The sequence below is a fragment of the Vreelandella zhaodongensis genome (genome assembly GCF_013415115.1).
Lineage (GTDB): Bacteria > Pseudomonadota > Gammaproteobacteria > Pseudomonadales > Halomonadaceae > Vreelandella > Vreelandella zhaodongensis.
The window spans coordinates 160,327-183,136 of sequence record NZ_JACCDD010000008.1 but is presented as its reverse complement, the minus strand read 5'-3'; the positions used below and the strand labels follow the sequence as shown (position 1 = coordinate 183,136).

Annotated in this window: 18 protein-coding genes; 10 read left to right on the top strand and 8 right to left on the bottom strand. The window is 55.7% G+C overall.

All coding sequences use genetic code 11. The annotated features are described in order from the left end of the window. Nucleotides 1-2: 2 nt before the first annotated feature. The 10 genes from HZS79_RS14935 (at nucleotide 3) to HZS79_RS14890 (ending at nucleotide 15,119) form a co-directional block, all read left to right on the top strand. Nucleotides 3-3,119 (top strand): type I restriction endonuclease subunit R, encoded by a 3,117-nt coding sequence (locus HZS79_RS14935; protein WP_179928262.1) that lies wholly within the window; start codon nucleotides 3-5, stop codon nucleotides 3,117-3,119. Beyond that, nucleotides 3,116-3,826: a M48 family metallopeptidase gene (locus tag HZS79_RS14930; RefSeq protein WP_179928261.1), complete on the top strand. Its 711-nt coding sequence runs from the start codon at nucleotides 3,116-3,118 to the stop codon at nucleotides 3,824-3,826. Before HZS79_RS14935 ends, HZS79_RS14930 begins: the two co-directional genes overlap by 4 nt. A gap of 10 nt (nucleotides 3,827-3,836) precedes the next feature. After that, a complete protein-coding gene (locus HZS79_RS14925) occupies nucleotides 3,837-4,220 on the top strand; it encodes a hypothetical protein (RefSeq protein WP_179928260.1) in 384 nt (127 codons plus the stop codon). Between the two features lie 83 nt (nucleotides 4,221-4,303). Beyond that, complete coding sequence (locus HZS79_RS14920) at nucleotides 4,304-5,470, top strand: MFS transporter (protein ID WP_179928259.1); 1,167 nt, start codon at nucleotides 4,304-4,306, stop codon at nucleotides 5,468-5,470. A 58-nt stretch (nucleotides 5,471-5,528) separates the two neighbouring features. Further along, a complete protein-coding gene (locus tag HZS79_RS14915) occupies nucleotides 5,529-6,308 on the top strand; it encodes a SapC family protein (protein WP_179928258.1) in 780 nt (259 codons plus the stop codon). A 36-nt stretch (nucleotides 6,309-6,344) separates the two neighbouring features. After that, nucleotides 6,345-7,799, top strand: a complete 1,455-nt coding sequence (locus tag HZS79_RS14910; protein WP_179928257.1) for a TolC family protein — start codon at nucleotides 6,345-6,347, stop codon at nucleotides 7,797-7,799. Beyond that, a complete protein-coding gene (locus HZS79_RS14905) occupies nucleotides 7,786-9,924 on the top strand; it encodes a type I secretion system permease/ATPase (RefSeq protein WP_179928256.1) in 2,139 nt (712 codons plus the stop codon). Before HZS79_RS14910 ends, HZS79_RS14905 begins: the two co-directional genes overlap by 14 nt. Further along, nucleotides 9,921-11,237 carry an HlyD family type I secretion periplasmic adaptor subunit gene (locus HZS79_RS14900; RefSeq protein WP_179928255.1) on the top strand — a complete coding sequence of 439 codons (1,317 nt, stop codon included), beginning with the start codon at nucleotides 9,921-9,923 and terminating at the stop codon, nucleotides 11,235-11,237. The genes HZS79_RS14905 and HZS79_RS14900 overlap by 4 nt, the downstream gene beginning before the upstream one ends. 92 nt (nucleotides 11,238-11,329) lie before the next feature. Beyond that, a complete protein-coding gene (locus HZS79_RS14895; RefSeq protein ID WP_179928254.1) occupies nucleotides 11,330-14,176 on the top strand; it encodes a valine--tRNA ligase in 2,847 nt (948 codons plus the stop codon). Nucleotides 14,177-14,279: 103 nt separating this feature from the next. Further along, the gene (locus tag HZS79_RS14890; RefSeq protein ID WP_246311482.1) at nucleotides 14,280-15,119 is read left to right on the top strand and encodes an alpha/beta hydrolase; all 840 of its coding nucleotides are present in this window, start codon (nucleotides 14,280-14,282) and stop codon (nucleotides 15,117-15,119) included. On the opposite strand, the gene HZS79_RS14885 is transcribed toward HZS79_RS14890, so the two are convergent. The 8 genes from HZS79_RS14885 to HZS79_RS14850 all read right to left on the bottom strand — a co-directional run bounded on the left by HZS79_RS14885 (nucleotide 15,116) and on the right by HZS79_RS14850 (nucleotide 22,789). Continuing rightward, nucleotides 15,116-16,747, bottom strand: coding sequence for an acyl-CoA synthetase (locus HZS79_RS14885; RefSeq protein WP_179928252.1), 1,632 nt, complete (start codon nucleotides 16,745-16,747; stop codon nucleotides 15,116-15,118). The genes HZS79_RS14890 and HZS79_RS14885 overlap by 4 nt on opposite strands. Nucleotides 16,748-16,827: 80 nt before the next feature. Continuing rightward, complete coding sequence (locus HZS79_RS14880) at nucleotides 16,828-17,625, bottom strand: enoyl-CoA hydratase (protein WP_179928251.1); 798 nt, start codon at nucleotides 17,623-17,625, stop codon at nucleotides 16,828-16,830. Between the two features lie 44 nt (nucleotides 17,626-17,669). After that, nucleotides 17,670-18,119, bottom strand: a complete 450-nt coding sequence (locus HZS79_RS14875; RefSeq protein WP_162219126.1) for an OsmC family protein — start codon at nucleotides 18,117-18,119, stop codon at nucleotides 17,670-17,672. Continuing rightward, the gene (folD, locus tag HZS79_RS14870) at nucleotides 18,106-19,032 is read right to left on the bottom strand and encodes a bifunctional methylenetetrahydrofolate dehydrogenase/methenyltetrahydrofolate cyclohydrolase FolD (protein ID WP_162219127.1); all 927 of its coding nucleotides are present in this window, start codon (nucleotides 19,030-19,032) and stop codon (nucleotides 18,106-18,108) included. Before folD ends, HZS79_RS14875 begins: the two co-directional genes overlap by 14 nt. A 16-nt stretch (nucleotides 19,033-19,048) precedes the next feature. Beyond that, entirely contained in the window at nucleotides 19,049-19,924 is an 876-nt protein-coding gene (gene purU / locus HZS79_RS14865; RefSeq protein WP_179928250.1) for a formyltetrahydrofolate deformylase, read from the bottom strand. A gap of 119 nt (nucleotides 19,925-20,043) precedes the next feature. Further along, the gene (locus tag HZS79_RS14860) at nucleotides 20,044-21,081 is read right to left on the bottom strand and encodes a methylenetetrahydrofolate reductase (RefSeq protein WP_246311481.1); all 1,038 of its coding nucleotides are present in this window, start codon (nucleotides 21,079-21,081) and stop codon (nucleotides 20,044-20,046) included. Then, nucleotides 21,071-21,553: a methylenetetrahydrofolate reductase C-terminal domain-containing protein gene (locus HZS79_RS14855; protein WP_179928249.1), complete on the bottom strand. Its 483-nt coding sequence runs from the start codon at nucleotides 21,551-21,553 to the stop codon at nucleotides 21,071-21,073. Before HZS79_RS14855 ends, HZS79_RS14860 begins: the two co-directional genes overlap by 11 nt. A 57-nt stretch (nucleotides 21,554-21,610) precedes the next feature. After that, nucleotides 21,611-22,789, bottom strand: coding sequence for a glycine cleavage T C-terminal barrel domain-containing protein (locus HZS79_RS14850; RefSeq protein WP_179928248.1), 1,179 nt, complete (start codon nucleotides 22,787-22,789; stop codon nucleotides 21,611-21,613). Between the last annotated feature and the right edge of the window lie 21 nt (nucleotides 22,790-22,810).

Here is a 22,810-nt window from a genome sequence, read left to right as displayed (position 1 = left end):
TCATGGCTGTAAACCCTCGCCCAGAAAGTGAAACCCAGCACCGCGTAGTAACGCTGTTTACTCAGTCTGAGAAAGACGGTGGGCTAGGCTATCAATACCTGGGCGACTGGAACAAACGGGGGAATAACCGCGCTATAGAGCCCGCGCTGCTGCGCACCAGCCTGCAGGCGCGAGGTTACTCGGACGCGCATATCGCACAGGCGCTGCAAAAGTTGGAAGCCGCCACCGATGTTACTGGGGTGGGGCTCTACCAGGCCAATATGCGCACCTACAGCCTGCTGCGCTACCCGGTAAAAGTTCTACTTTCACCGGGTAAGCCCCATGAAGATGTGCACTTGATCGACTGGGAGCACCCCGAAAATAACGATTTCGCGTTGGCCGAGGAAGTCACCCTCAAGGGCGGGCATGAGCGGCGGCCGGATATTGTGCTTTACCTGAATGGCCTGGCGGTGGCAGTCATTGAACTCAAGCGCAGCTCGGTAGAGGCCGCTGACGGCGTTCGTCAGTTGATAACTAACCAAGAACCGCTGTTCAACGAGGCGTTTTTCAGCACCTCGCAGTTGCTGTTGGCGGGCAGCGATTCCCAGGGCCTGCGTTATGGCACTACCGGCACCCCGGAGCAGTTCTTTGTTCAATGGAAGGACGAGGAGCGCTCAGAGGAAATTAGCCCAGGTACACTGCTGGATCGGCCACTGGCGCAGCTCTGCTGCAAGGAGCGGTTGCTGGATGTAATGCGCAACTTCGTGATATTCGATGCCGGGCAGAAAAAGGTACCGCGCCCGCACCAGTACTTCGGGATCAAGGCAGCGCAGGCCCGGGTAGCCAAGCGCGAAGGCGGCGTGATCTGGCACACCCAGGGCAGCGGTAAGAGCATACTAATGGTGCTGCTGGCCAAATGGCTACTGGAGCATGATCCAGAGGGGCGCATTCTGGTGGTGACCGACCGGGACGAGTTGGATCAGCAGATTGTCGGCGTCATGCGCAACGCTGGCGTAGTGGGCGAAGACGCGCCCTCCCCACGCATTAACTCCCGCGCCCAATTTGTAGAGAAATTGAGCGCCAGCACGCCCCGCCTACTGTGCGCCCTGGTGCATAAGTTTGACCCATCTGACTTTAAAGGCGAGCCACCGCAGGTTCAGGGGCGCTTTTATGTATTCGTGGACGAGTGCCACCGCACCCAGGGTGGCCACCTGAACAAACAGATGAAGCGCTGGCTGGCGGATGCCATTTTTATCGGCTTTACCGGTACGCCTCTGCTGCGCAAAGATAAACAGACCACTCGCGAGGTCTTCGGTACCTACATTCACACCTACAAGTTTCCCGAGGCGGTAGCCGATAAAGTCGTTTTGGATTTGAAGTATGAAGCTCGGGATGTGCCCCAGCGACTAACTTCACAAGAAGCAGTGGATGCTTGGTTTGAGCACGCCACCAAGAACCTGAATAACTATCAAAAGGCGATCTTGCGCAACAAGTGGGCGACGTTGGAACACCTGATGAGTGCCAAGGAGCGTAAGGAACGCATCATTGCCAATATCATTGAGGATTTCAGCCGCAAGCCGCGCCTAAACAACCACCGAGGCACTGCCATGCTGGTGGCAGCCTCGATCTATGATGCCTGCCATTATTTTCGACTATTTCACAACACGTATTTTGGCAAATACTGCGGCATCATCACGTCCTTCGATCCCAACCACAACGCCATCTCTCGCGAATCGGAACACAGTGGCGAGCGCTATAAGTTTGATACCTACAAGCAGTATGTCTTGAAAGATGGCCAGTCCACCCAGCAATACGAAAATGAATTGAAACGCCGCTTCAAGGAAGAACCAGCAAATTGCAAACTGTTGATCGTGGTAAGCAAACTACTCACCGGCTTTGACGCACCCACCTGCACCTATATTTACCTGGATAACGAACTGCGCGATCACAACCTGTTCCAAGCTATCTGCCGCACGAACCGCCTGGATGGCGACGACAAGGACTATGGCCATATTGTCGATTTCAAGCAGCTGTTCGGTGATGTGCAGAACGCCATCGCGGTCTATAGCTCGGACGAGCTGGACCTTGATGACGGCGGTGCGGCTGAGAACAATATCGAACTGAAAGATTGGCTGAAAGAAGGCCGTGAGACACTGGACACTGCCCGCGAGGCACTCCACTACCTCTGCGACCCGGTACCGCCCCCCAAGGATATCGAACAGCATATCCACTATTTCTGTGGAGAGGCCTACAACCCCGAGGCGCTAGACAACACGGAGACGCTGCGGATTTCATTTTACAAGTCAGTCACCAGCTTTGTGCGCGCTTTTGCCAACATCAGCCAGCACATGAACGAAGCGGGCTATTCCGAGAGCGACATACAGCGGCTGAACGACGAAGTGGCGTTCTACAGCGAAGTGCGCGACGCCATTAAACGCCATTCCGGTGAAGAGCTGGATATCAAGCCCTTTGAAGCTGACATGCGCCATCTCATCAACACCTATATTCAGGCTGATCCTGCAAGCAATATGGGCGCGGTGGATTCCTACTCGCTGGTGGAGCTGATTGTAAACACTGGTATTCATGATGCGATTGCCCAGAAGCTCAATGCCAAAGGTAAGCTTTCGAACAATGCGGTGGCAGAAGGCATCATCAACAATGTGCGCAAAACCATTATCCGCGAACAGTTGACCGACCCACGCTTCTACGAAGAAATGTCGACGCTGCTCAATGACTTGATTGAGGAGTGGCGCTCTGAAACGGCCTCCTACAAGGAGTTTCTGACGCGGGCCGAAGAGTTGGCCAAGAAAATGAGTGCAGGTCAGGCGTCAAACGAGTTACCCAGCGTATTGAAAGACAAGCCTGAAGCAGTGGTACTGTTCAGAAACTTGCCCCATCTGGCACCTGAATCGGTCGATGATAAGGAACTGGCCGAAAAGCCACCGCAGTATATGGATCCTTGGGCGCAGCTGGCACTTCGGCTTGATGCCGCCATGCGTGAGCAAGTGCCCGCACACTGGAAGGGCGATGAGGTTAAGGAGCGACAAGTGCTCAACGTGCTCTATCCGCTCCTTAACCGCAACAGTGACGCCACCGAAGCGGTGTTTGACCTGATCAAAAATATGCACGGCTACGCATGACCGAAACGATCGAACTGGGCGACATCCATATCGCCGTTACCCGCAAAGCGGTGCGCAATGCTCATCTGTCCGTTCATCCTCCAGAAGGCCGGGTGACGCTGGTAGCCCCCACCAACACACGTCTTGAGGTGGCTCGCGCCTATGCAATTTCAAAACTAGGTTGGATTCGCAGTCAGCAGTCCAAGCTCCAGCAGCAGGATAGGGAAACGCCCCGAAAATTTATTAAGCGAGAGAGTCACTATCTCTGGGGCCGCCGTTATTTGTTGAACGTCGAAGAGAAAGAAGCCCGCCCCAACATCAAGCTCGACCACAAACGCATCACGCTAAGGGTTCGGCCCGATAGCAGCCCTGAAAAACGCGCTCAAGTCATGCATGAGTGGCACAAACGTCTGCTCCACGAGGCAGTACCGCCACTGATCCAGCGATGGGAATCGAAGTTGGGAGTCACCGTCAACCGCTACTATCTTCAGCGCATGAAAACCAAATGGGGTAGCTGTAACCACCGAGCGGGCAACATCCGACTGAATACCGAGCTGGTAAAAAAGCCCAGAGACCTACTGGAATACATCATCGTCCACGAAATGGTCCACCTGATTGAGCCGACTCACAATGAGCGCTTTATCTCTCTACTGGATCAACATTACCCCGTTTGGCGCGAGGCTCGAGATGAACTGAATGCCCTACCTTTGGCAGCAGAGGTCTGGTGAAATGCGCCACATGAAGTCAGTCACCGCATTGTTGCTAGCGATACTCGGCACCGCCGCCCTGCTGACATTGTTTACCCTGAATAAAGAAGATCCTCAGTGGGTTAACGGACTAAGCGAGCAGGATCAGTATGCGCTGGAAATCGGTCGTAAGGTCATCAGCATTCAAGCAGCACTGGAACAGCCGGAGCAGCCAGCCTCGGTCGCGGCAGTCAAAGCGCTGGCGCTGGATTCAAGACACTATGTCATGATTAGGGGCTGGCTTTTACAGGAGTTGCTGTCCGCTGAAAGTTGGAAAGACACCTCCACTTACCACACATCAGAAGACTACAAGAACAAGGTAGACAGCCGCATCCGCGCGCTACAAAAAATGGTGGCCGCCATTGATTTGGAATAATGGTACTCATCGAAAACCATGTGCCCCGCTCACTTTGATCAGCAACACTTTACCGCGCTACCCACCCCCATGGAGACGTGAACGTGCTTAGCCGTCACCCGCTCGCCACGATTGTCATTGCCCAGCTGTTTGGCACTTCACTGTGGTTCAGCGTTAACGGCGTTGGGCTTGCGCTTCAACAGGCCGTTGGTTTGAGTGAAAGTGACCTGGGGCTGCTCACCATTGCGGTGCAAGCAGGTTTTATTACCGGCACGCTGTTAATTGCCACCACCGGCCTTGCCGACCGCGTTCGTGCTTGTCACTTGTTCGCTATCTCTGCGGTAGCAGGCGCGCTGATTAACGCCGCGTTTATTGGCGTGGCCGACAGCGTCAGCTTAGCGGTAGCAGCACGCTTTTTGGTCGGGCTGTGTCTTGCCGGTATTTATCCGCTCGGCATGAAATTGGTGGTGAGCTGGACACCCAACAACGCAGGCGCGGCGCTGGGCTGGTTGGTCGGCATGCTGACGCTGGGCATTGCCTCGCCCCACTTACTGCGCGGGCTAACGCTGCACTTGCCATGGCAGTGGCCACTGTTGCTGTCCTCTGCGCTGGCACTGCTCGCCGCACTGATGATTTTTAAACTAGGCGTGGGGCCACACCTGCCTGCCACAGCCAGCGGCGGACGCCCCTGGGCTGGGCTGGCTGCCTTCAGGCAAAAGAACTTCCGCGCTGCGGCGCTGGGCTACTTTGGTCACTGTTGGGAGCTATACGCCCTGTGGGCGCTGGTGCCTTTTTTAGTTGCGAGAGAACTGGAACGCCTAAGCGCAGCGCCGGGCCTTCAGCCATGGCTAAGTTTTGCGGTGATTGCGTTGGGCTTACCTGGCTGCGTTTGGGCTGGCCGCTGGAGCCGCCGAGTGGGCAGTGCGCGAGTGGCCGTTGTGGCGCTAGCGACCTCCGGCACGCTTTGTTTGCTCTACCCACTACTAGGTGGCACTTCACCCTGGCTACTGCTAACCCTGTTAGGAATTTGGGGTATTAGCGTGATTGCCGACTCCGCGCAGTTTTCCGCGCTGGCGTCAGCCGCCGCCCCACCTGAGCGCCTCGGCGCGGCACTAGCCATGATGAATGCCATTGGCTTTGGCCTAACGATTCCGTCTATTGCCCTAGTCACTGCCCTTTGGGTAAGCCAAGGCCCCTGGGTGATATGGTGGCTACTGCCTGGCCCAGTGCTTGGATTAATCGCCATGCGTGGGCTCTCTTCAAGTAAATGATTAGCGCGTGTTCTTGGTAAGGTGGCCGCCTTGTTATCACCACCACAAAGGTTTTCCTATGGCCCACGCTGCCCACTGGGTGCCGCTTGACGTTAAGCGCCACGGCGGTTTGATGTGGCAACGTTTTACTGCCTACCATTTTGCTCAGCACATTACCCAAGCAAGCCTAGCAGAAGCCGAATTACGCCATGCGGCCGCTAGTTTTCCAATTGGGTTCACCCAAACAGCATCAGGCTGGCAGGCCGTCGCACTATTGGGGCTGCGCGATGAACAAAATCTCATCGTCGATAGCCAAGGGGGCTGGCGCGCGGCGTATGTGCCCGCCGCCCTGCGAAGCCACCCCTTCGGGCTGCATGCTGAATATCCTGAAAAGCTATGCATCGACCAACATTCATCTTTTGTGGTGGCGCGTCTGGATGCCGAGCCTTTCTTTAACCAACACGGCGAACTAGCCAGCTTCCCCCAACAAGTACTGGCTTTTCTCCAGCAGCGGGAAGCAGGTTGCCAGCGAGTTGCACAGCAGCTTGATGCATTGGCCAATGCCAAGCTACTCACGCCTTGGCAGCCAGAGGGCTATCGAGGCAGCACGCCGTTATATCAAATTGATGAGCCCGCTTGGAAGGCGCTATCCGCTGAACAAATGGGGCTTTTCTGGCAATTGGATGCCGTTCCTTTAGTGTACGCTCAGCTCATATCCCAACAGCAGCTTGGCGCTCTTCGCAGCCTCCTTCAGCGGCCGACAACATCGCCGCAAGAAGCAAACGCTTCCCGCCCCCTTTCCGAGTGGCAAGAAGCGTTCAGCAGCGAAGAGCGCTATCAATGGCCAGCCCCCTCTTAATTGGGTGCCAAGCACCGACGTTATTCAGGAACGTGAATGTCTTTTAATGTTGATACGCGGCCACGCAAACGGCTATTACTACGCAGTGTGGCCGCTGCATTTTTGCTGGCAAGCCCATTGCTGGCTGCCCAAACGGCGTTTGATGAACCGCTTCCCGAGGCTACGCCACTGCCCGCCTCATCGTTGCAAGGTCCCGCCTTTTCGCCGGAACTGACGCAACTGCTAACGCGCTTTCGCTGGCAAACAGGTCAGCCAATGGAAGCCCCCTCTGCGCTAGAGGCGCTGCGCCAAAAAATCCAACAGGCCCTAGAGCAACAGCCTCGCATTCTGGCCCAGCGCTCGCGTGAGCGTGAGTCGGTGCTGCAAATTGACGAAGTGCGCGCCGTGCGTCGCCCTCAGGTGAACGCTGGGCTTGAGTACCGTAACGACTTGCAGCGCACTGAATCACTACCCGACCGCGGCTCACGCGTCGACGCGGTCGTTACGCTCAGCCAGCTGTTGGTGGATTTTGGCGCCAGCGGTGAGCGCATACGCGCGGCCGATCTTAGCGCTGAAGCAGCTTATTGGCAGTCCCACGCCAGTGTCGAAGAAGAAGTCCTCTACGCCTTGAATGCCTACTTGGATGTTGCCCGTGTTACCGCTCAGCGCCAGCTAGCTGAGCACAATCTGCAGCAGCATCAGCGCATTTTTGAAGACGTTCAACTTCGCCGCGAGGCAGGCGCCGGTTCGCGAGCCGATGTACTGCGTGCCCAGAGCCGCTTAAGCGACGCCAACTCGCGGCTAATCTCCTTAGAAGGTGAGTTAGCCAGGGCGATTAACGTCTACCAAGAAGCGTTCTTTACCCAGCCCGACGAGCTGGCCTTGCCCCAAGGCGGGGCGCTACTAAGCGAGACCAGCGCCGACCAACTGCTGGAGAACGCCCTTGCCCGTAACGCCTCGCTGCGTAGCCAAACCCTGGCCAGCGAGGCCAGCGAAGCCGACGCTCAAGCTACCCGTAACGCCCGCTTGCCTAGCCTGAGCGTAGCCGTGGAAGGTCGTCAATTCGATGTGAATGAGTTCAACGAATCGGATAATGACGTGGCGCTGTTATTTAATCTTGATTACACGCCCTATAGCGGCGGCGCGACCTCATCGCGCATTGCCCAAGCGGTTGAACGTCAGCAGCAGAGCCAATTTGAACGCCAAGCCTTGCATCGCGAGCTGGAGCGGGAAGTGCGCTCTGCCTATACCGACACGCGCACCCGCCTAGCGGAGCTTGAAGCGCAAACTGCCACGCTTGCCGCTGAAGAAGAAGCGCTACTGGCCTACCGCGATCAGTTCGCCGTAGGAAGAAGCAGCATTAACGATTTGTTGGACGCCCAGCGGGATCTGTTCCAAACCGCGCTAGAGCTGATTAATCGCCGTGTGCGCTGGGAGCAAGCTAGCTTTCAACAGCTCGCGGTAACCGGGCAGCTACTCGATGTGATGGAGATTTACCTTGAACGCCGCTAATCCCCACACGGATGCCCTTGAGCAATGCCTGACCTTTGTGGCGGCTCGGCTTGAGCTGCCGGTCTCAGAAGCGGCTATACGCGCCCAACGGGTAGGCGCAAACACCCCGCTCACCCCCGACGGCTTTATTGATGCTGCTGAGCGTCACGGCATGGTCGCTGCGCTGGGTGAACATGCGCTGGCAACGTTGGGTAACTCGCTGCTGCCAGCGGTTGCGCTGCTAAAAAACGGGCGCGCCGTGGTCATCATTGAGCGCATTGATGATGAGCGTTTTGCGCTGTTTGATCCGGCATTAGGCAAACAGCCGGTCGACACCGCGTTAAGTGCCCTTCAAGCTGAGTACATCGGCCACCTGATTGCGGTGCGCGCCCGCTACCGGCCGGTAACACTGAATAGCGAGCCAGCCATACAAGGCGGCCACTGGTTTTGGAGCGCACTCTCGTCTAATCGTTGGGTGTACACCCAAGTGGTGATTGCCGCTGCGCTAACCAACTTCCTTGGGCTAGCCACCTCACTGTTTATTATGGTGGTTTACGACCGCGTATTGCCCAACGAGGCCATTGAATCGCTCGTCGCACTAACCGTGGGTGTGAGCATCGCATTGCTGTTTGATTTTGCGGTAAAAACGTTGCGCCAACTGTTTATTGAACGGGCGGGACAAGAAGCTGACCTGCGCATGGGCAGGCGCATTTTTGACCATGTGCTCAATCTACAAATGAGTGCCAAGCGGGGCTCTACCGGTGGGTTTGCCAATACCCTGCGGGAATTTGAGTCGCTGCGCGATTTCTTCGCCTCAGCATCGCTGGTAGCCCTCGTCGATTTGCCGTTTATTTTCCTGTTTATCGGCGTGATTTATCTGATTGGGGGCCCGCTCTTTATGGTGCCGCTGATTGCCGTGCCGTTGGTACTGCTGATTGGCCTGGCGGTGCAGCCCTTTCTTAAACGCCTTTCCGGCCAAGCCTTTGAAGAGAGTCGTTCCAAGCAGGGCGTGCTGATTGAAGCGGTAACAGGGTTGGAAACCATTAAAGCCAGTGGCGCTGCGCCAATGATTCGTCAGCGCTGGGAAGAGAGCGTTCAGCAGCAATCTAACGTGGGTCGTAAAGGCCGCGCAATTCAACAATTTGCCCTGAATGCCACCGCGTTCGCCCAGCAAGCCGCTCAGGTGAGTATTGTCGTGTATGGGGTGTTTTTAGTCGGCGACGGCGTCATTTCCATGGGCGCAATGATTGCCTGTGTGATTCTCACCGGACGGGCACTCGCGCCGCTGGCGCAGCTGGCTCAAACCATGACCCGCATTAACCAAGCCCGCACCTCTTACCGCGCGCTTGACCAGCTAATGAATATGCCTTCCGAGCGCCCCTTCGGCCGTCACTACTTAAGCCGCCCTTCTCTGGAAGGCAAAATCAGCCTGCAAGATGTGAGCTTCCGTTACCCAGAGCAAACCACTGCGGCACTGGCCAATATCAACCTGACAATCGAGCCTGGGGAGAAGGTTGCGCTACTGGGTCGCGTGGGCTCTGGTAAAAGTACCCTGGCGCGGCTACTGCTCGGTATTTACCCGCCCGAAAAAGGCGCGGTACTGGTAGACGATACCGATATTCGCCAAATCGACCCTGCGGATTTACGTCACAACATTGGTAGCGTGTTGCAGGAAGCGTGGCTGTTTTCTGGCACCGTTCGCCAGAATATTGCGATTGGTGCCCACCACCCTACCGATGAACAAATTCTCCAGGCCGCCAAACTGGCCGGTGCCCACGACTTTATCTCCCGCCACCCCCAGGGCTATGACATGCTCATTGGTGAGCGCGGCGAAGGGCTTTCCGGTGGCCAGCGGCAGCTCATCTGCCTTGCCCGCGCGCTGCTGGGAGACCCACCGATGTTGCTGATGGATGAGCCAACCAGCGCGATGGATATTCAAACCGAAAAAGAGGTGATCTCACGACTGAAAGCCGCTAGCCAATCGCAAACCCTGGTCGTCGTGACGCACCGTACCAGCCTGCTAGCGCTGGTTGATCGGGTGATTATTGTTGATCAAGGCCAGATTATTGCCGATGGCCCTAAGGCCCAGGTGATGCGCCCCGTTGAAGCAGCGCCCCACCGCACGCGTGAAGGAACAGCATTGTGAGCCGCCCGACGTCCCAGCTTGATTTTGAACACTTTGTACGCCATGGCCGCGCCAAACGCCCAATTGCCAGCAGCCTGCTGCTACTCACCATTATTGGCTTTTTACTGATTGGCTTCTTATGGGCTTATCTCACGGAAGTGGACGAAGTGACTCGAGGGCAAGGCAAAGTCGTGCCCTCGCGCAGCCTGCAAGTAGTAGAAAGCCTGGAAGGCGGCGTGGTGACCGAGATTAACGTACGCCGTGGGGATACGGTCGAACAAGGCGACACGCTGATGGTGCTTAGTGGCGGCACGCTGGAAGGTGACTACGAAGAGAGCTTACAGCGCCTACGTTCGCTGCAACTGCGCTTGCAACGCCTGGAAGCCGAAATCAACCAAACGCCGCTGGCACTCGATGATGCACTCAGCCAAGGCGCCCCCAGTGTGGCCGCGAGCGAAACCCGTCTGTTTCATGGGCGGCAGTTGGAGCTAAGCGCCGAGCTTCAAGTATTAGAACAGCAGGGCTATCAACGCCGTCAGGAAAAAGCTGAGCTCGAAGCCGCGTTAAGCACTGCCCGTTCCGGCGTGCAGCTGGCCGAACGAGAACTGGCCATCGTTCAGCCGCTGGCCCAGCGCGGCATTGAGCCTGAAACCTCGCTGCTGCGAGTGCGTCAATCACTCAACGAGCTGCGCGGCGAGGTAGCCCGCCAACAAAGTGCCGTTGCCCGGGCTGAATCTTCCATCGCTGAAATTGAAGACCGCAAAGCAGCCGCTCGCAATGCCTTTGAAGCCGATGCGCTCGCTCAACTGGCCGAAGCGACCTCACAGGTCGCAGAGCTACAAAAGACGCTTCCCGGCCGAGCAGACCAGGTGGCACGCACCACCATCCGCTCGCCAGTCGCAGGGGTTGTTAATCAAGTGCATATTAGCACCGTAGGTGGCGTAGCAGGCTCCGGTGAGCCGCTCGTAGAAGTCGTTCCTGCCGACGACGCCTTGGTCGTAGAAGCGCATATTCGCCCCTCGGATATCGCCTTCCTCTACCCCGGCCAGCCGGTGAAGGTAAAACTAACGGCCTACGACTTTGCCCGTTACGGCGGACTGGATGGTGAGCTGGTCACTATTGCCGCCGACGCTGTCCAAATGCCCGAAAGCGGTGAGCTGATGTACCCCGTTGAGGTGCGCACCGACGGCTATCTCTTCGACGCTGGCAATGAACCGCTGACCATAATTCCCGGTATGGTGGCGGAAATCGATATTCTCAGCGGTAAGCGCAGCGTATTGGACTACCTCATGGAGCCCGTGGTGAAAGTACGCGACCGCGCCCTACGCGATTAACCGCTGTGCGGTTTCATCAACGCCCCTGACGCCAGGGGGTCGTTCGCGGTATACTTGCCACCATTTTTTTGCAAGCCGTGAGCCGACTCCCCATGGAAAAGACCTACCAACCCGAACAGATCGAAACCCGCTGGTACGAACGCTGGGAAGCCGACAACCGCTTCGTCCCAACAGGCCGTGGTAAGCCGTTTTCAATCATGATTCCGCCGCCTAACGTGACCGGCAGCCTGCACATGGGCCACGCGTTCCAGGACACCATTATGGATACCCTGACGCGTTGGAAGCGGATGCAGGGCAACAACACCCTGTGGCAGGTAGGCACCGACCACGCTGGTATCGCCACGCAAATGCTGGTTGAGCGTAAAATTGCCGCGGAAGAAGGCAAAACCCGCCACGACCTGGGCCGCGATGCGTTTATCGACAAGGTGTGGGAGTGGAAAGAGGAGTCCGGCGGCCACATCACCCGCCAGTTGCGCCGCATGGGCGCCAGCGTTGATTGGTCCCGCGAGCGCTTCACCATGGATGACGGCTTCTATAAAGCCGTGCAAGAAGTGTTCGTGCGCTTGCACGAAGAAAAGTTGATCTACCGTGGCAAACGCCTGGTTAACTGGGACCCTACCCTGCACACCGCCATTTCCGACCTGGAAGTGGAAAACAAAGATCAGCAGGGCAGCTTCTGGCACTTCCGCTACCCACTAGCCGATGGCGTCAAAACCACCGATGGTAAAGATTATCTGGTCGTGGCTACCACTCGCCCCGAAACCTTACTAGGCGATACGGGTGTCGCGGTTAACCCAGACGATGCTCGCTATGCCTCGTTGGTCGGCAAATTTATCGAATTGCCGCTAGTCGGCCGCCGCATTCCTATCGTTGCCGATGAACACGCCGATATGGAAAAAGGCTCCGGCTGCGTGAAGATCACCCCGGCCCACGACTTCAATGACTACGAAGTCGGCAAGCGCCAGAACCACCTGCTGATCAATGTGTTCACCAAGGATGCCACCATCCTTGAGCGCGCTGAAATCTTTGACCTGAAAGGCACTCCCCATCCCGACGAAGACGCCAGCCTCCCCGCCAAGTACGCAGGGTTGGACCGTTTTGAAGCGCGTAAGCAGATTGTTGCCGATATGGACGCCCTGGGCCTTCTGGAACAGGTGGAAGCAGTCAACAACACCCTGCCCTATGGCGACCGTTCTGGCGATGTGATCGAGCCGTTGCTCACTGATCAATGGTTCGTTGCGGTAGAAACGCTAGCCAAACCCGCCATTGAAGCGGTGGAAAACGGCGATATCCAGTTCGTGCCGAAGAACTACGAAAACATGTACTTCGCCTGGATGCGCGACCTGCAAGACTGGTGTATTTCTCGCCAGCTGTGGTGGGGCCACCGCATTCCCGCTTGGTACGACGCCGAAGGCAATGTGTACGTTGCCCGCAGCGAAGAAGAAGCCCGCGAAAAGCACGGCCTTGCAGCAGACGTCACCCTGACCCAAGACGAAGACGTCCTCGACACCTGGTTCAGCTCGGGCCTGTGGACGTTTGGCACGCTAGGCTGGCCAGAAAAAGCCCCTGAACTGGAAACCTTCCACCCCTCCAGCGTGCTGGTGACCGGTTTTGACATTATCTTCTTCTGGGTTGCCCGGATGATCATGATGACCCTCAAGTTCACTGGCGAAGTCCCGTTCAAAACCGTTTATGTACACGGTTTGGTACGCGACGGTCAGGGTCAGAAAATGTCCAAATCCAAGGGCAATGTGCTGGACCCCATCGACCTGATTGATGGCATCAGCCTGGATGCGCTGCTGGAAAAGCGCACCGGTAATATGATGCAGCCGAAACAGGCCAAAGCCATTGCCAAAGCGACCAAGGACGAATTTAAAGACGGCATTGAAGCCCACGGCACCGATGCCCTGCGCTTTACGTTCCTTTCCCAGGCAACCACCGGGCGCGATATCAAGTTTGATATGAACCGCCTGGATGGCTACCGCAACTTCTGCAACAAGCTGTGGAACGCTTCACGCTACGTGCTAATGAATGCCGAAGGTGAAGACTGCGGAACAGAAGGCGGTGACGTTGAGCTTTCACTGGCCGACCGCTGGATTATTTCCCAGCTGCAGAAAACTGAGGCCCAGGTCACCAAAGCGATGGACGAATACCGCTTTGACCACGCTTCTCAAGCGCTGTATGAGTTTGTCTGGAACGAGTACTGCGACTGGTACTTGGAACTTTCCAAACCGGTCTTGTGGGACGAAAATGCCAGTGAGGAAGCCAAACGTGGTACCCGCCGTACGCTGGTCCGCGTGCTGGAAACCATTCTGCGCCTCGCTCACCCGATGATGCCTTACATCTCAGAAGAGATCTGGCAGCGCGTTGCGCCACTGGCAGGCACCTTCGTCGGTGATGGCGCGTCTATCATGCTCCAAGCCTGGCCGGAAGCCGACGAAAGCAAAATCGACGAGCAGGCCACGCGCGATATCGAATGGCTGAAAGGCGTGATTATCGCGGTGCGTAACATCCGCGCCGAGATGAATATTGCCCCCGGCAAACCGCTGGATGTACTGCTCACCAAAGGTAAACCGGAAGACGCCGAACGCCTGGAAAGCAACCGCCACTTCCTGGCCAAGCTGGCTAAGTTGGAAAGCGCCACCTGGCTATCCAACCCAGACGACGCACCGCTTTCAGCCACCCAGTTAGTGGGTGACATGGAAGTGCTGGTGCCCATGGCGGATCTGATCGACAAAGACGCCGAACTAAAACGCCTAGCTAAAGAAATTGAAAAGCAGGACAAGCTGATCGGCGGCATCGAGAAGAAGCTCGGCAACGAAGGCTTTATCGCCAAAGCCCCCGAAGCCGTGGTGGAAAAAGAGCGTGGCAAACTCGCCGAATTCCAAGCTGCCAAAAAGCTGCTGGAAGAGCAACAGGCGAAGATCGCGGCGCTATAGAGTGAACGATTAGCTAGACTAAAGACGGCACCCGAGGGTGCCGTCTGCATTTTGCGCACACTCACGCCCCCACTAACCCCGAGTCGATTCTATGGCGAGAATGATGGCGAAAACAGTGCTGTCTTTGGTGCTCATCTATGCCCTGCTGGTTGCACTGATGTGGGCCTTCCAGGAGCGCCTGCTGTACCTGCCTAATGCTGGCCGCGAGCATGTTGCCACCCCAGCCGACAGAGGTCTGGTGTGGGAGGCGGTGACCCTGACCACCGAGGACGATGTGGCTCTGGATGCTTGGTGGGTACCCGCCCCAGAGCCTCGCGCTAGCCTGCTGTTCTTTCACGGTAATGCTGGCAACATTTCCCACCGGCTTGAGAGCATCGCCCAGTTCCACCGCCTGGGGCTTTCGGTGTTGATCATCGATTACCGTGGCTATGGCCGCAGCGAGGGCCGGCCTTCCGAGTCAGGCACAGCGCTGGATGCTCGCGCCGCCTGGCACTGGTTGCGCAATGAGGCTGAAAGTGAGGCCGACGAGATCATCGTGTTTGGCCGCTCGTTGGGCGCAGCAGTAGCCGCTGAACTGGCCGCATACCTGGTGGAACAGCAGGCGGCTCCTGCAGCGGTGATCCTTGAGTCACCGTTTCGCTCGGTACCAGCACTCGCCCAGCAGCTCTACCCCTTCCTGCCCGCGCGTCGGCTGGCGCGTATTGACTACCCAGTGGAAACCTACGTAACGCGGATACAGGCGCCATTATTGGTCATTCACAGCCGCGATGACGAGATTATCCCCTTCAGCCATGGCGAGGCGGTATATCAGCTAGCCCAAGAGCCAAAGCAACTACTGGAGATTCAGGGCGGTCATAACACCGGCTTCCGGGATAGCGAACCGGCCTACTCCGAGGGAATCGAGGCATTTCTGGATGACTGGCTCGTACCGGGCGGGGGCTAGTCGCCGTTAACCTGCTGGCGAAGCTGGAACTTCTGGATCTTCCCCGTGGCGGTCGTCGGCAGGGCGCCAAAGACAAACTTTTTGGGCGCTTTGTAGTGGCTGATCCGCTCGCGGCAGAAGCGGATCAGGGCGTCTTCGCTAAGCTCACTGCCTGGACGCAGCTGAACGAAGGCAGCAGGAACCTCTCCCCACTTGTCATCTGTCATGGCAACAACTGCGACAAACTCAACGTCTGGATGACGCTGCACGATGTCCTCCACTTCCAGTGAAGAGATGTTTTCTCCCCCCGAGATAATGACATCCTTTAATCGATCACGGATCTTTACATAACCGTCTGGCTCTATAACAGCCAGGTCACCGGAGTGAAACCAGCCACCAGCAAACGCCTCGCGAGTGGCCGCTTCATTGCGTAGATACCCTTTCATGACGATATTACCGCGGAACATGATTTCGCCGATCGTTTTGCCATCGGCAGGGACAGGCGCCATTGTTTCCGCGTCGAGTACCGCCATCTCCTCCTGCAGTGGATAAGCGACGCCCTGACGGCCATTAAGTTGAACCCGCTCTTCCAAGGAGCATTGCGCCCACTCGGTTTGCTTGGTGCAGACTGAAGCTGGGCCGTAGGTCTCTGTCAGGCCGTAAACATGGGTAAGCTCGATACCGATTTTTTCCATCCGCTCAAATACGGATGCAGGCGGCGCGGCACCTGCAACCAGCCCGTAAATTGTATGCCCAATCAGCTCACTGCGTGCCGTGGCGGCATCGGCAATCATGGTGTGAACAATCGGTGCTCCACAGTAATGAGTGACACCTTGCTCTTTGATCAGCGCCAAGATGTGTTCAGGATCCACTCTACGTAAACAGACACTGGTGCCGCCAATGGCGGCCAATGTCCAGGGGAAACACCAGCCGTTGCAATGAAACATCGGCAGTGTCCACAGATAGGTCACGTTGGCGGGCAGTGTCCAGGAAAGTGCATTACTAACTGCATTTAGATAAGCGCCGCGATGGTGACTAACAACGCCTTTCGGGTTGCCAGTAGTCCCCGAGGTATAACCCAGGGCAATCGCATCCCACTCATCTGCGGGCAACTGCCACTCTTTCCACGCGGGTTGATCTGTCAGCAGCGCTTCATACTCCAAGCCCCCAATCCAACGCTCCTCGCCCTGACTCGGATCCGACACATTGATCACTTGCGGCGCTGGACCTTCCAGTTGAGCCAGCGCTTTCTCGACCACATCCACGTACTCTGGGTCCACCAGCAGAAGGCGCGAGCGGCTATGTTCAAGAATGAAAGCGACGGTTTCTGGATCAAGACGGATATTGATCCCATTCAGCACCGCTCCCACCATGGGGATGCCGAAATGCGCTTCATACATGGCGGGAACGTTGGGTAGCATGACCGCTACCGTATCGCCTTTCTGGATACCCAGATGGGTCAGCAGTGACGCCAGCTGGCAGCAGCGAGCATAGGTTTGCTGCCAACTATAACGCAAGTCGTTATAAACCAATGCTGTCCGGTCAGGGTAGACCGCCGCTGTGCGGCGAATAAAGCTCAAGGGAGAAAGTGGCACATGGTTCGCCGCGGTTTTCTCAAGCGCTTCATTGAAATGACAAATATTACTCATGGCCTTATCCCTTTTATTGTTAGCAACGGCTTATAACGTGGTCTTTCAACCGACGCGGCACACCCAGCATTAACAGTTCATCAGCCAGGTTGTTGCCAGGTAGGTTTGCGCTTATTTAAGAAGGCGTCTATTCCCTCTTGGGCATCCGGGTTAAGCATGTTTTCGGCCATTACATTACCGGCAAAGTCATAGGCATCAGCCAGGCTCATCTGACGCTGCGCATGAAACATAGACTTGCCATAACGCACTGCCGCCGGGCTCTTACTCAGAATCTGCGACACCTTATTAGCCACAGCCATGTCCAAGTCAGCGTCTTCACTGACATCGCTCACCAGCCCCCACGCCAACGCCGTCTCTGCATCAATAAACTCGCCCGACACCAGCATATCGAACGCCTGCTTGGGAGCAACACAGCGCGATAACGCCACAGCAGGAGTCGAACAGAACAGCCCGACATTGATACCCGACACCGCAAAACTTGCGGAACGGCCAGTGATTGCCAAGTCACAACTGGCCACCAACTGACACCCCGCAGCCGTGGCCATACCTTGTACTCTGGCGATCACTGGCACCGGTAGTTTGACAATGCTCTGCATCAAGCGACTACAGTTGCGAAATAACGTTTGGTAGTAGCCTTGATCAGGATTCGACCGCATTTCCTTCAGATCATGACCAGCACAAAATCCACGCCCATTACTGCCAATCACTACGCAGCGCGCAGCAGGGTCGACAGCGATAGCATCTAACTCGTGTTGCAACGCAGACAGCATGGCCTCCGAAAGCGTGTTGAACTTCTCCGCTCGGTTCAAGGTGAGGTAGACAGCGCCTTGCTTGTCCTCCCTCAGCAGAATGTCTTGCGACGCGTCAGTGTGGTTCATTATCAACTCCCATCGGAAATGAATGGCGGACTAAGGCAAGCAGGCTACACCGCGTTGATAGTTACCTCAGCGGTGACTGAATTACGGATAAAACAGTTGTTATGGGCTTTGCTGTGAATATTGTCGATGGCTTTCTGATCAGGCACTTTATCGCCGTCAAAGGTGATGCGTGGTGATAGTTCAATACGCGTAATTGCCATCCCCTTTTTGTCACTGCGCTCTAGATAACCTTTAGGGTCATCCTGATAGGACGCCACCTGAAAACCCTGCATTTCAGCAATGGCCAGGAAAAACAGCATGTGGCAACTGGAGACGGCGCTAATCAGCATCTGCTCCGGATCGGCACAATTGGCATCGCCTTTAAACTCAACCGACGCGGAAACCTTTACCTCCTGGTTGCCACTTAAGCTCACGCAATGGTTGCGCGAATAGGTATTAGGTTCGGTCGTGTGGGGGGCATGCTGCCAGTGAATGGCAGCTTCATGAACGGACATAGCGGTCACTCCTTGCTGTTGTATTCATAGCACCCACCCCCTGCTCAAGCGGGCACGCTAGCTGACGTGTTACGGCACGTGTGGTGTTCAGCAATAGGCAGGCAATAGTCATCGGCCCGACGCCGCCAGGCACTGGCGAAATAGCACCAGCAACTTGAGAGACCGCTTCAAACGCCACATCGCCCACCAGCTTGCGCTTGCCATCTATCTCAATGGCATTGATGCCAACATCAATTACCGTTGCCCCTGGTTTTATCCAGGTGGCGTCTACGAGCGCCATGCGACCAGCCGCTGCGATCACAATATCGGCTTGGCGGCACAGGGACTCAATATTTTGCGTACGGGAGTGGGCAATCGTCACGGTACAGTTGGCCTGTAACAACAGTGCTGCCATCGGTTTGCCAACAATATTAGAGCGCCCAACCACCACGGCATTTTTACCGCTTAGGTTCGAGTGCACTTGGTTGAGCATGATCATGCAACCTTGCGGTGTACACGGCACTAACGTATCGCGTCCGGCAGCCAGCGCCCCGACATTCAGCGGATGAAAACCATCAACATCCTTATCTGGGTGAATCGAAGCAATGACGGAGTCTTCATCCAATTGGGCAGGCAACGGTAGCTGTACCAAAATACCGTGCACTAGAGGGTCACTGTTCAAAGTGGCGATCAACTGCGCTAGCTCATCCTGGGTGGTACCAGCATCAAGCAGGTGCTCTCTGGAGCCGATGCCCACCTCGCTTGCACGCTTCATTTTGTTTCTCACATATACCTGGCTGGCAGGGTCTTCACCTACCAGAACCACGGCTAGCGTAGGTAAGATGTCATAGTCAGCTTTGAGTAACGCAACGTCTGCGGCAACCTGTTGCAACACTTGAGCTGAGAGCGCTTTACCATCAATTAACTGGGCCATAGAAGCCTCACTGCTGCTATTTGAAAATCACGGTTTTATCACCTGAGAGAAAGATACGATGTTCTGCGTGCAACTTTACGGCTCGTGTCAGCGCCATCGTTTCAGTATCCCGGCCTAGCGCCACCAACTCTTCGGGATAGTAAGCGTGATCCACTGGCTGGACAGACTGCTCAATAATCGGACCTTCATCTAGATCAGCAGTTACATAGTGTGCCGTGGCACCAATCAGCTTAACGCCACGATCAAACGCCTGATGATAAGGCTTGGCTCCTTTAAAGCCGGGTAGAAAAGAGTGGTGAATATTAATGGCACGGGCATGCAGCTGCTGACACAACTGGTCAGATAAAATTTGCATATAACGCGCTAGGATCACCAGCTCGGTGTCTGTCTCATTGATCAGTTTCATCAGCTCAGCTTCTTGTGCTGGCTTGCTCTCTTTTGTGATCGGCAGATAAACAAAGCGAATACCCTCCCGCTCAGCGATAGACCGAAGATCCAGGTGGTTGGATACCACCGCCGTAATCTCGATATTTAATTCACCCTTGCGGTGGCGATAAAGGAGATCCAGTAGGCAGTGATCAAACCGAGATACCATTATCAGCACTCGTGTTGGGCGGTTGGCCTCATACATCCCCCACTCAAGGCCAAGCCTTTCCGCCTGCTCAACAAATCCTGTGCGTATTTGGCAAAACGTGCTGCTGGAGTCATCTAGCATATGGAACACAGTGCGCATGAAAAACTGCCCTGTGACTTTATCATCGAACTGAGACAGCTCGATGATATTGCAGCCATGCGCTGCCAAGTACGAAGTGACGCCTGCAACGATTCCTGGTCCCGTTCCGCATCTAACAGTGAGGACAAAGTTATTTTTGTGATCCGGGTTATTTGTCACAACAGAAAGCCTATGCAAATAGATAATGAGAAGTCGCGTCGCGTTGCCTAGCCTCCGGCTAAGGCATTCTGAGCCTCGCAGAGACGTTAGCTAAATACGTTCCGCGCTTATGCCGTTCGTCACTCGGGGCTGAGACCCACCGGCAATTCGTGCTGTGCATCACACACCTGGTCACTACCTGGAAACCAAGGTCGTCGTTCACCTAACACACCGGATTGGTCAATGATGTCGGCGACCGCCGATTCCTGACGATGCGCCATGATATGAACCCCGCTCACGCCGGCTACCTCCCTCAACTGCTGAATCATCTCGATACAAATCTGCCGCCCTTCCTGCCTCTGGTCCTGCGCACCTTCCAGGCGTTTGATCACAGCGTCAGGAATATGCACGCCCGGCACGTGGTTGCGCATCCAGTTTGCTGCGCCGGCTGATGCCAGCGGCCCTACACCGGGCAAAATAAAGCACTTCTCAAGTAACCCTAGGTCTCGTGATTGGGCCATAAACGTTTCAAACTGGGGGATATCGAAACAGTACTGCGTTTGGATGAATTGCGCCCCTGCGGCTATTTTTTTCGCCAACCGATAAGGCCGAAAATCCTGCGGTGGTACAAATGGGTTTTCAGCGGCCCCCAAAAATACCTGTGGTGGGTCACTGATTTTGCGACCGCTAACAAATGTCTTTTTGTCACGCAATCCTGCAATGACGCCCAGTAAAGACATGGAGTCGAGGTCAAATACCGGCTTTGCTTCTGGGTGATCCCCTACCTGCACTCCATCGCCGGTTAAGCACAGGATATTGTTGACGCCCAGCGCGGCAGCACCGAGTACATCTCCTTGAATGGCAATGCGGTTTCTATCTCGGCAAGAGACCTGCATCACTGTGTCGTAACCCGCACGCGTCAACAGCGCGCACATTGCCACACTCGACATATGGCAGTTGGCACCAGAACCATCCGTGGCGTTCATACTATCCACGTAACCGTCAAAGACCCGCGCCCGTGCATAGACATCCGCAGGGTTCGCCGAATCAGGGGGAGCCAGTTCACTGGTAACAGCAAAATAACCAGCCTTTAACACCCGTTCCAAGCGGCCGTTAGAGCTATACGCGGTTGACTTCATCGCTTGGCAAGCATCCCCCGTATTGTGGTTAATCATCATGTCTCTCCTGCTTATGTTGGGATGCTTCATCGGTTGCCTGGCGCGCCACACGTAACCAGGACGAGCTACCCTGTAAGCGATGATCAAGGGGTAACTGCACCACGTGTATCTCGCCACCACCCTGCATCTTCTTACTGCCCTCCCAGGCTTCTACCCAGACACAACGCTTATCGGGTAGCACTTCACAGTTACCGTTTTGCAGGACGCCACCACACGGGCCATTCCGCATGCTTTTTGGGCAATTCATCGGGCAAGACATACCCGTAGCACTGAGGGCACACTGGCCGCACATCTTGCAATCGAACAGCAGTTCCTTGGAGAGTTTTTCCAGCTTGCTAACCGGCTTTTCTACTCGCTGGTAACCCACCTTATTCCATAACGGGGCTAGCTTAATGACCACCGGTTCAAATGCTTGATAAGTGGCCTCAAAAAATCTGGCATTGCGCACAACCCAGCGACGAATGGAATACATAAAGCGCTCCTGTGACTGCGATGCGAACCTGGGCAACTCTGCCCTTCGATCATGCGCTTATGCGGAGATAGCAAGCTTCTTTTTGGGGTCAAAGAAAGGCTTCTCGACAACTACCGCTCGAGCAGATCCTGAAGCTGTGCGAACTTCCAGCTCGGTGCCAAGCTCTGCATACTCAACCGCGACCATCGCCAGCGCAATATTCTGTTCCAGACGAGGGGAGTAAACGGCAGAGGTCACCTTACCCACAGGCCCTCCATTGCACTCAAGTGGCCAAAAAGTAGTGTTAGGCCCTTTTAGAGGCGCGGCATCGATCCATAGTCCGACCTGTTTGCGACTCACCCCCTGAACCTGAATGCGCTGCAAAGCGGCTTTGCCAATAAAGTCCGTCTCGATGTCTAGGTTCACTAAGCGATCCATACCAAGCTCGTATGGATTCGTACTCATGTCAGCATCCGCATGATAAGACAGCATCCCACCCTCGATGCGGCGGATTGAAGACGTGTGGCCAGGCTGTAAACCAAAAGGCTGCCCTGCTGCCATAATGGTCTCCCAGAGCTCATCTCCTCGCGAGCCGTCACGTAAATAGAGCTCGTAGCCCAACTCACTTGACCAACCCGTGCGTGAAACAATCAGCGGAATACCGTTCAACTCCACCTCTCGCAGCCAGAAATAGCGCAGGTCCATGATGCTGTCACCAAATAGTGCCTTCATCACGTCACCTGAGCGTGGCCCCTGTAGCTGCAAAGGCGAGACGTCGGGTTCGCTGATGGTGACATCCAACTCAGCGTAAACAGCAAGCCCTTGCGCCCACAATAAAATGTCGCTGTCGGCTAACGATATCCAGAAGTGATTCTCTGCTAGCCGAAGTAGAATCGGGTCATTCAGAATACCGCCCTCGGCATTGGTCATCAGGATGTATTTACACTGACCAACGGCCATGGAGGACAGGTCTCGCGGTGTCATTCGCTGCACGAACTCAGCTGCATCCGGCCCAGTGACTTCCACCTGACGCTCGGCAGCCACGTCACACAGGATGGCGTCATTGACTAGGTTCCAGAAATTCTGTTCTGGGTCGCCAAAGGCGCGTGGAATATACATGTGGTTGTAGACCGAAAACGCCGTTGCGCCCCAGCGAACGGTTGCGTCAAAGTAAGGCGACTTACGGATCTGCGTACCAAATCCAAAATCGTCTTCCTTGTTGATATTGGCCACGTTATTTGCTGTGACGTTTGGCATGCTAACCACCTTGTTTTTGTA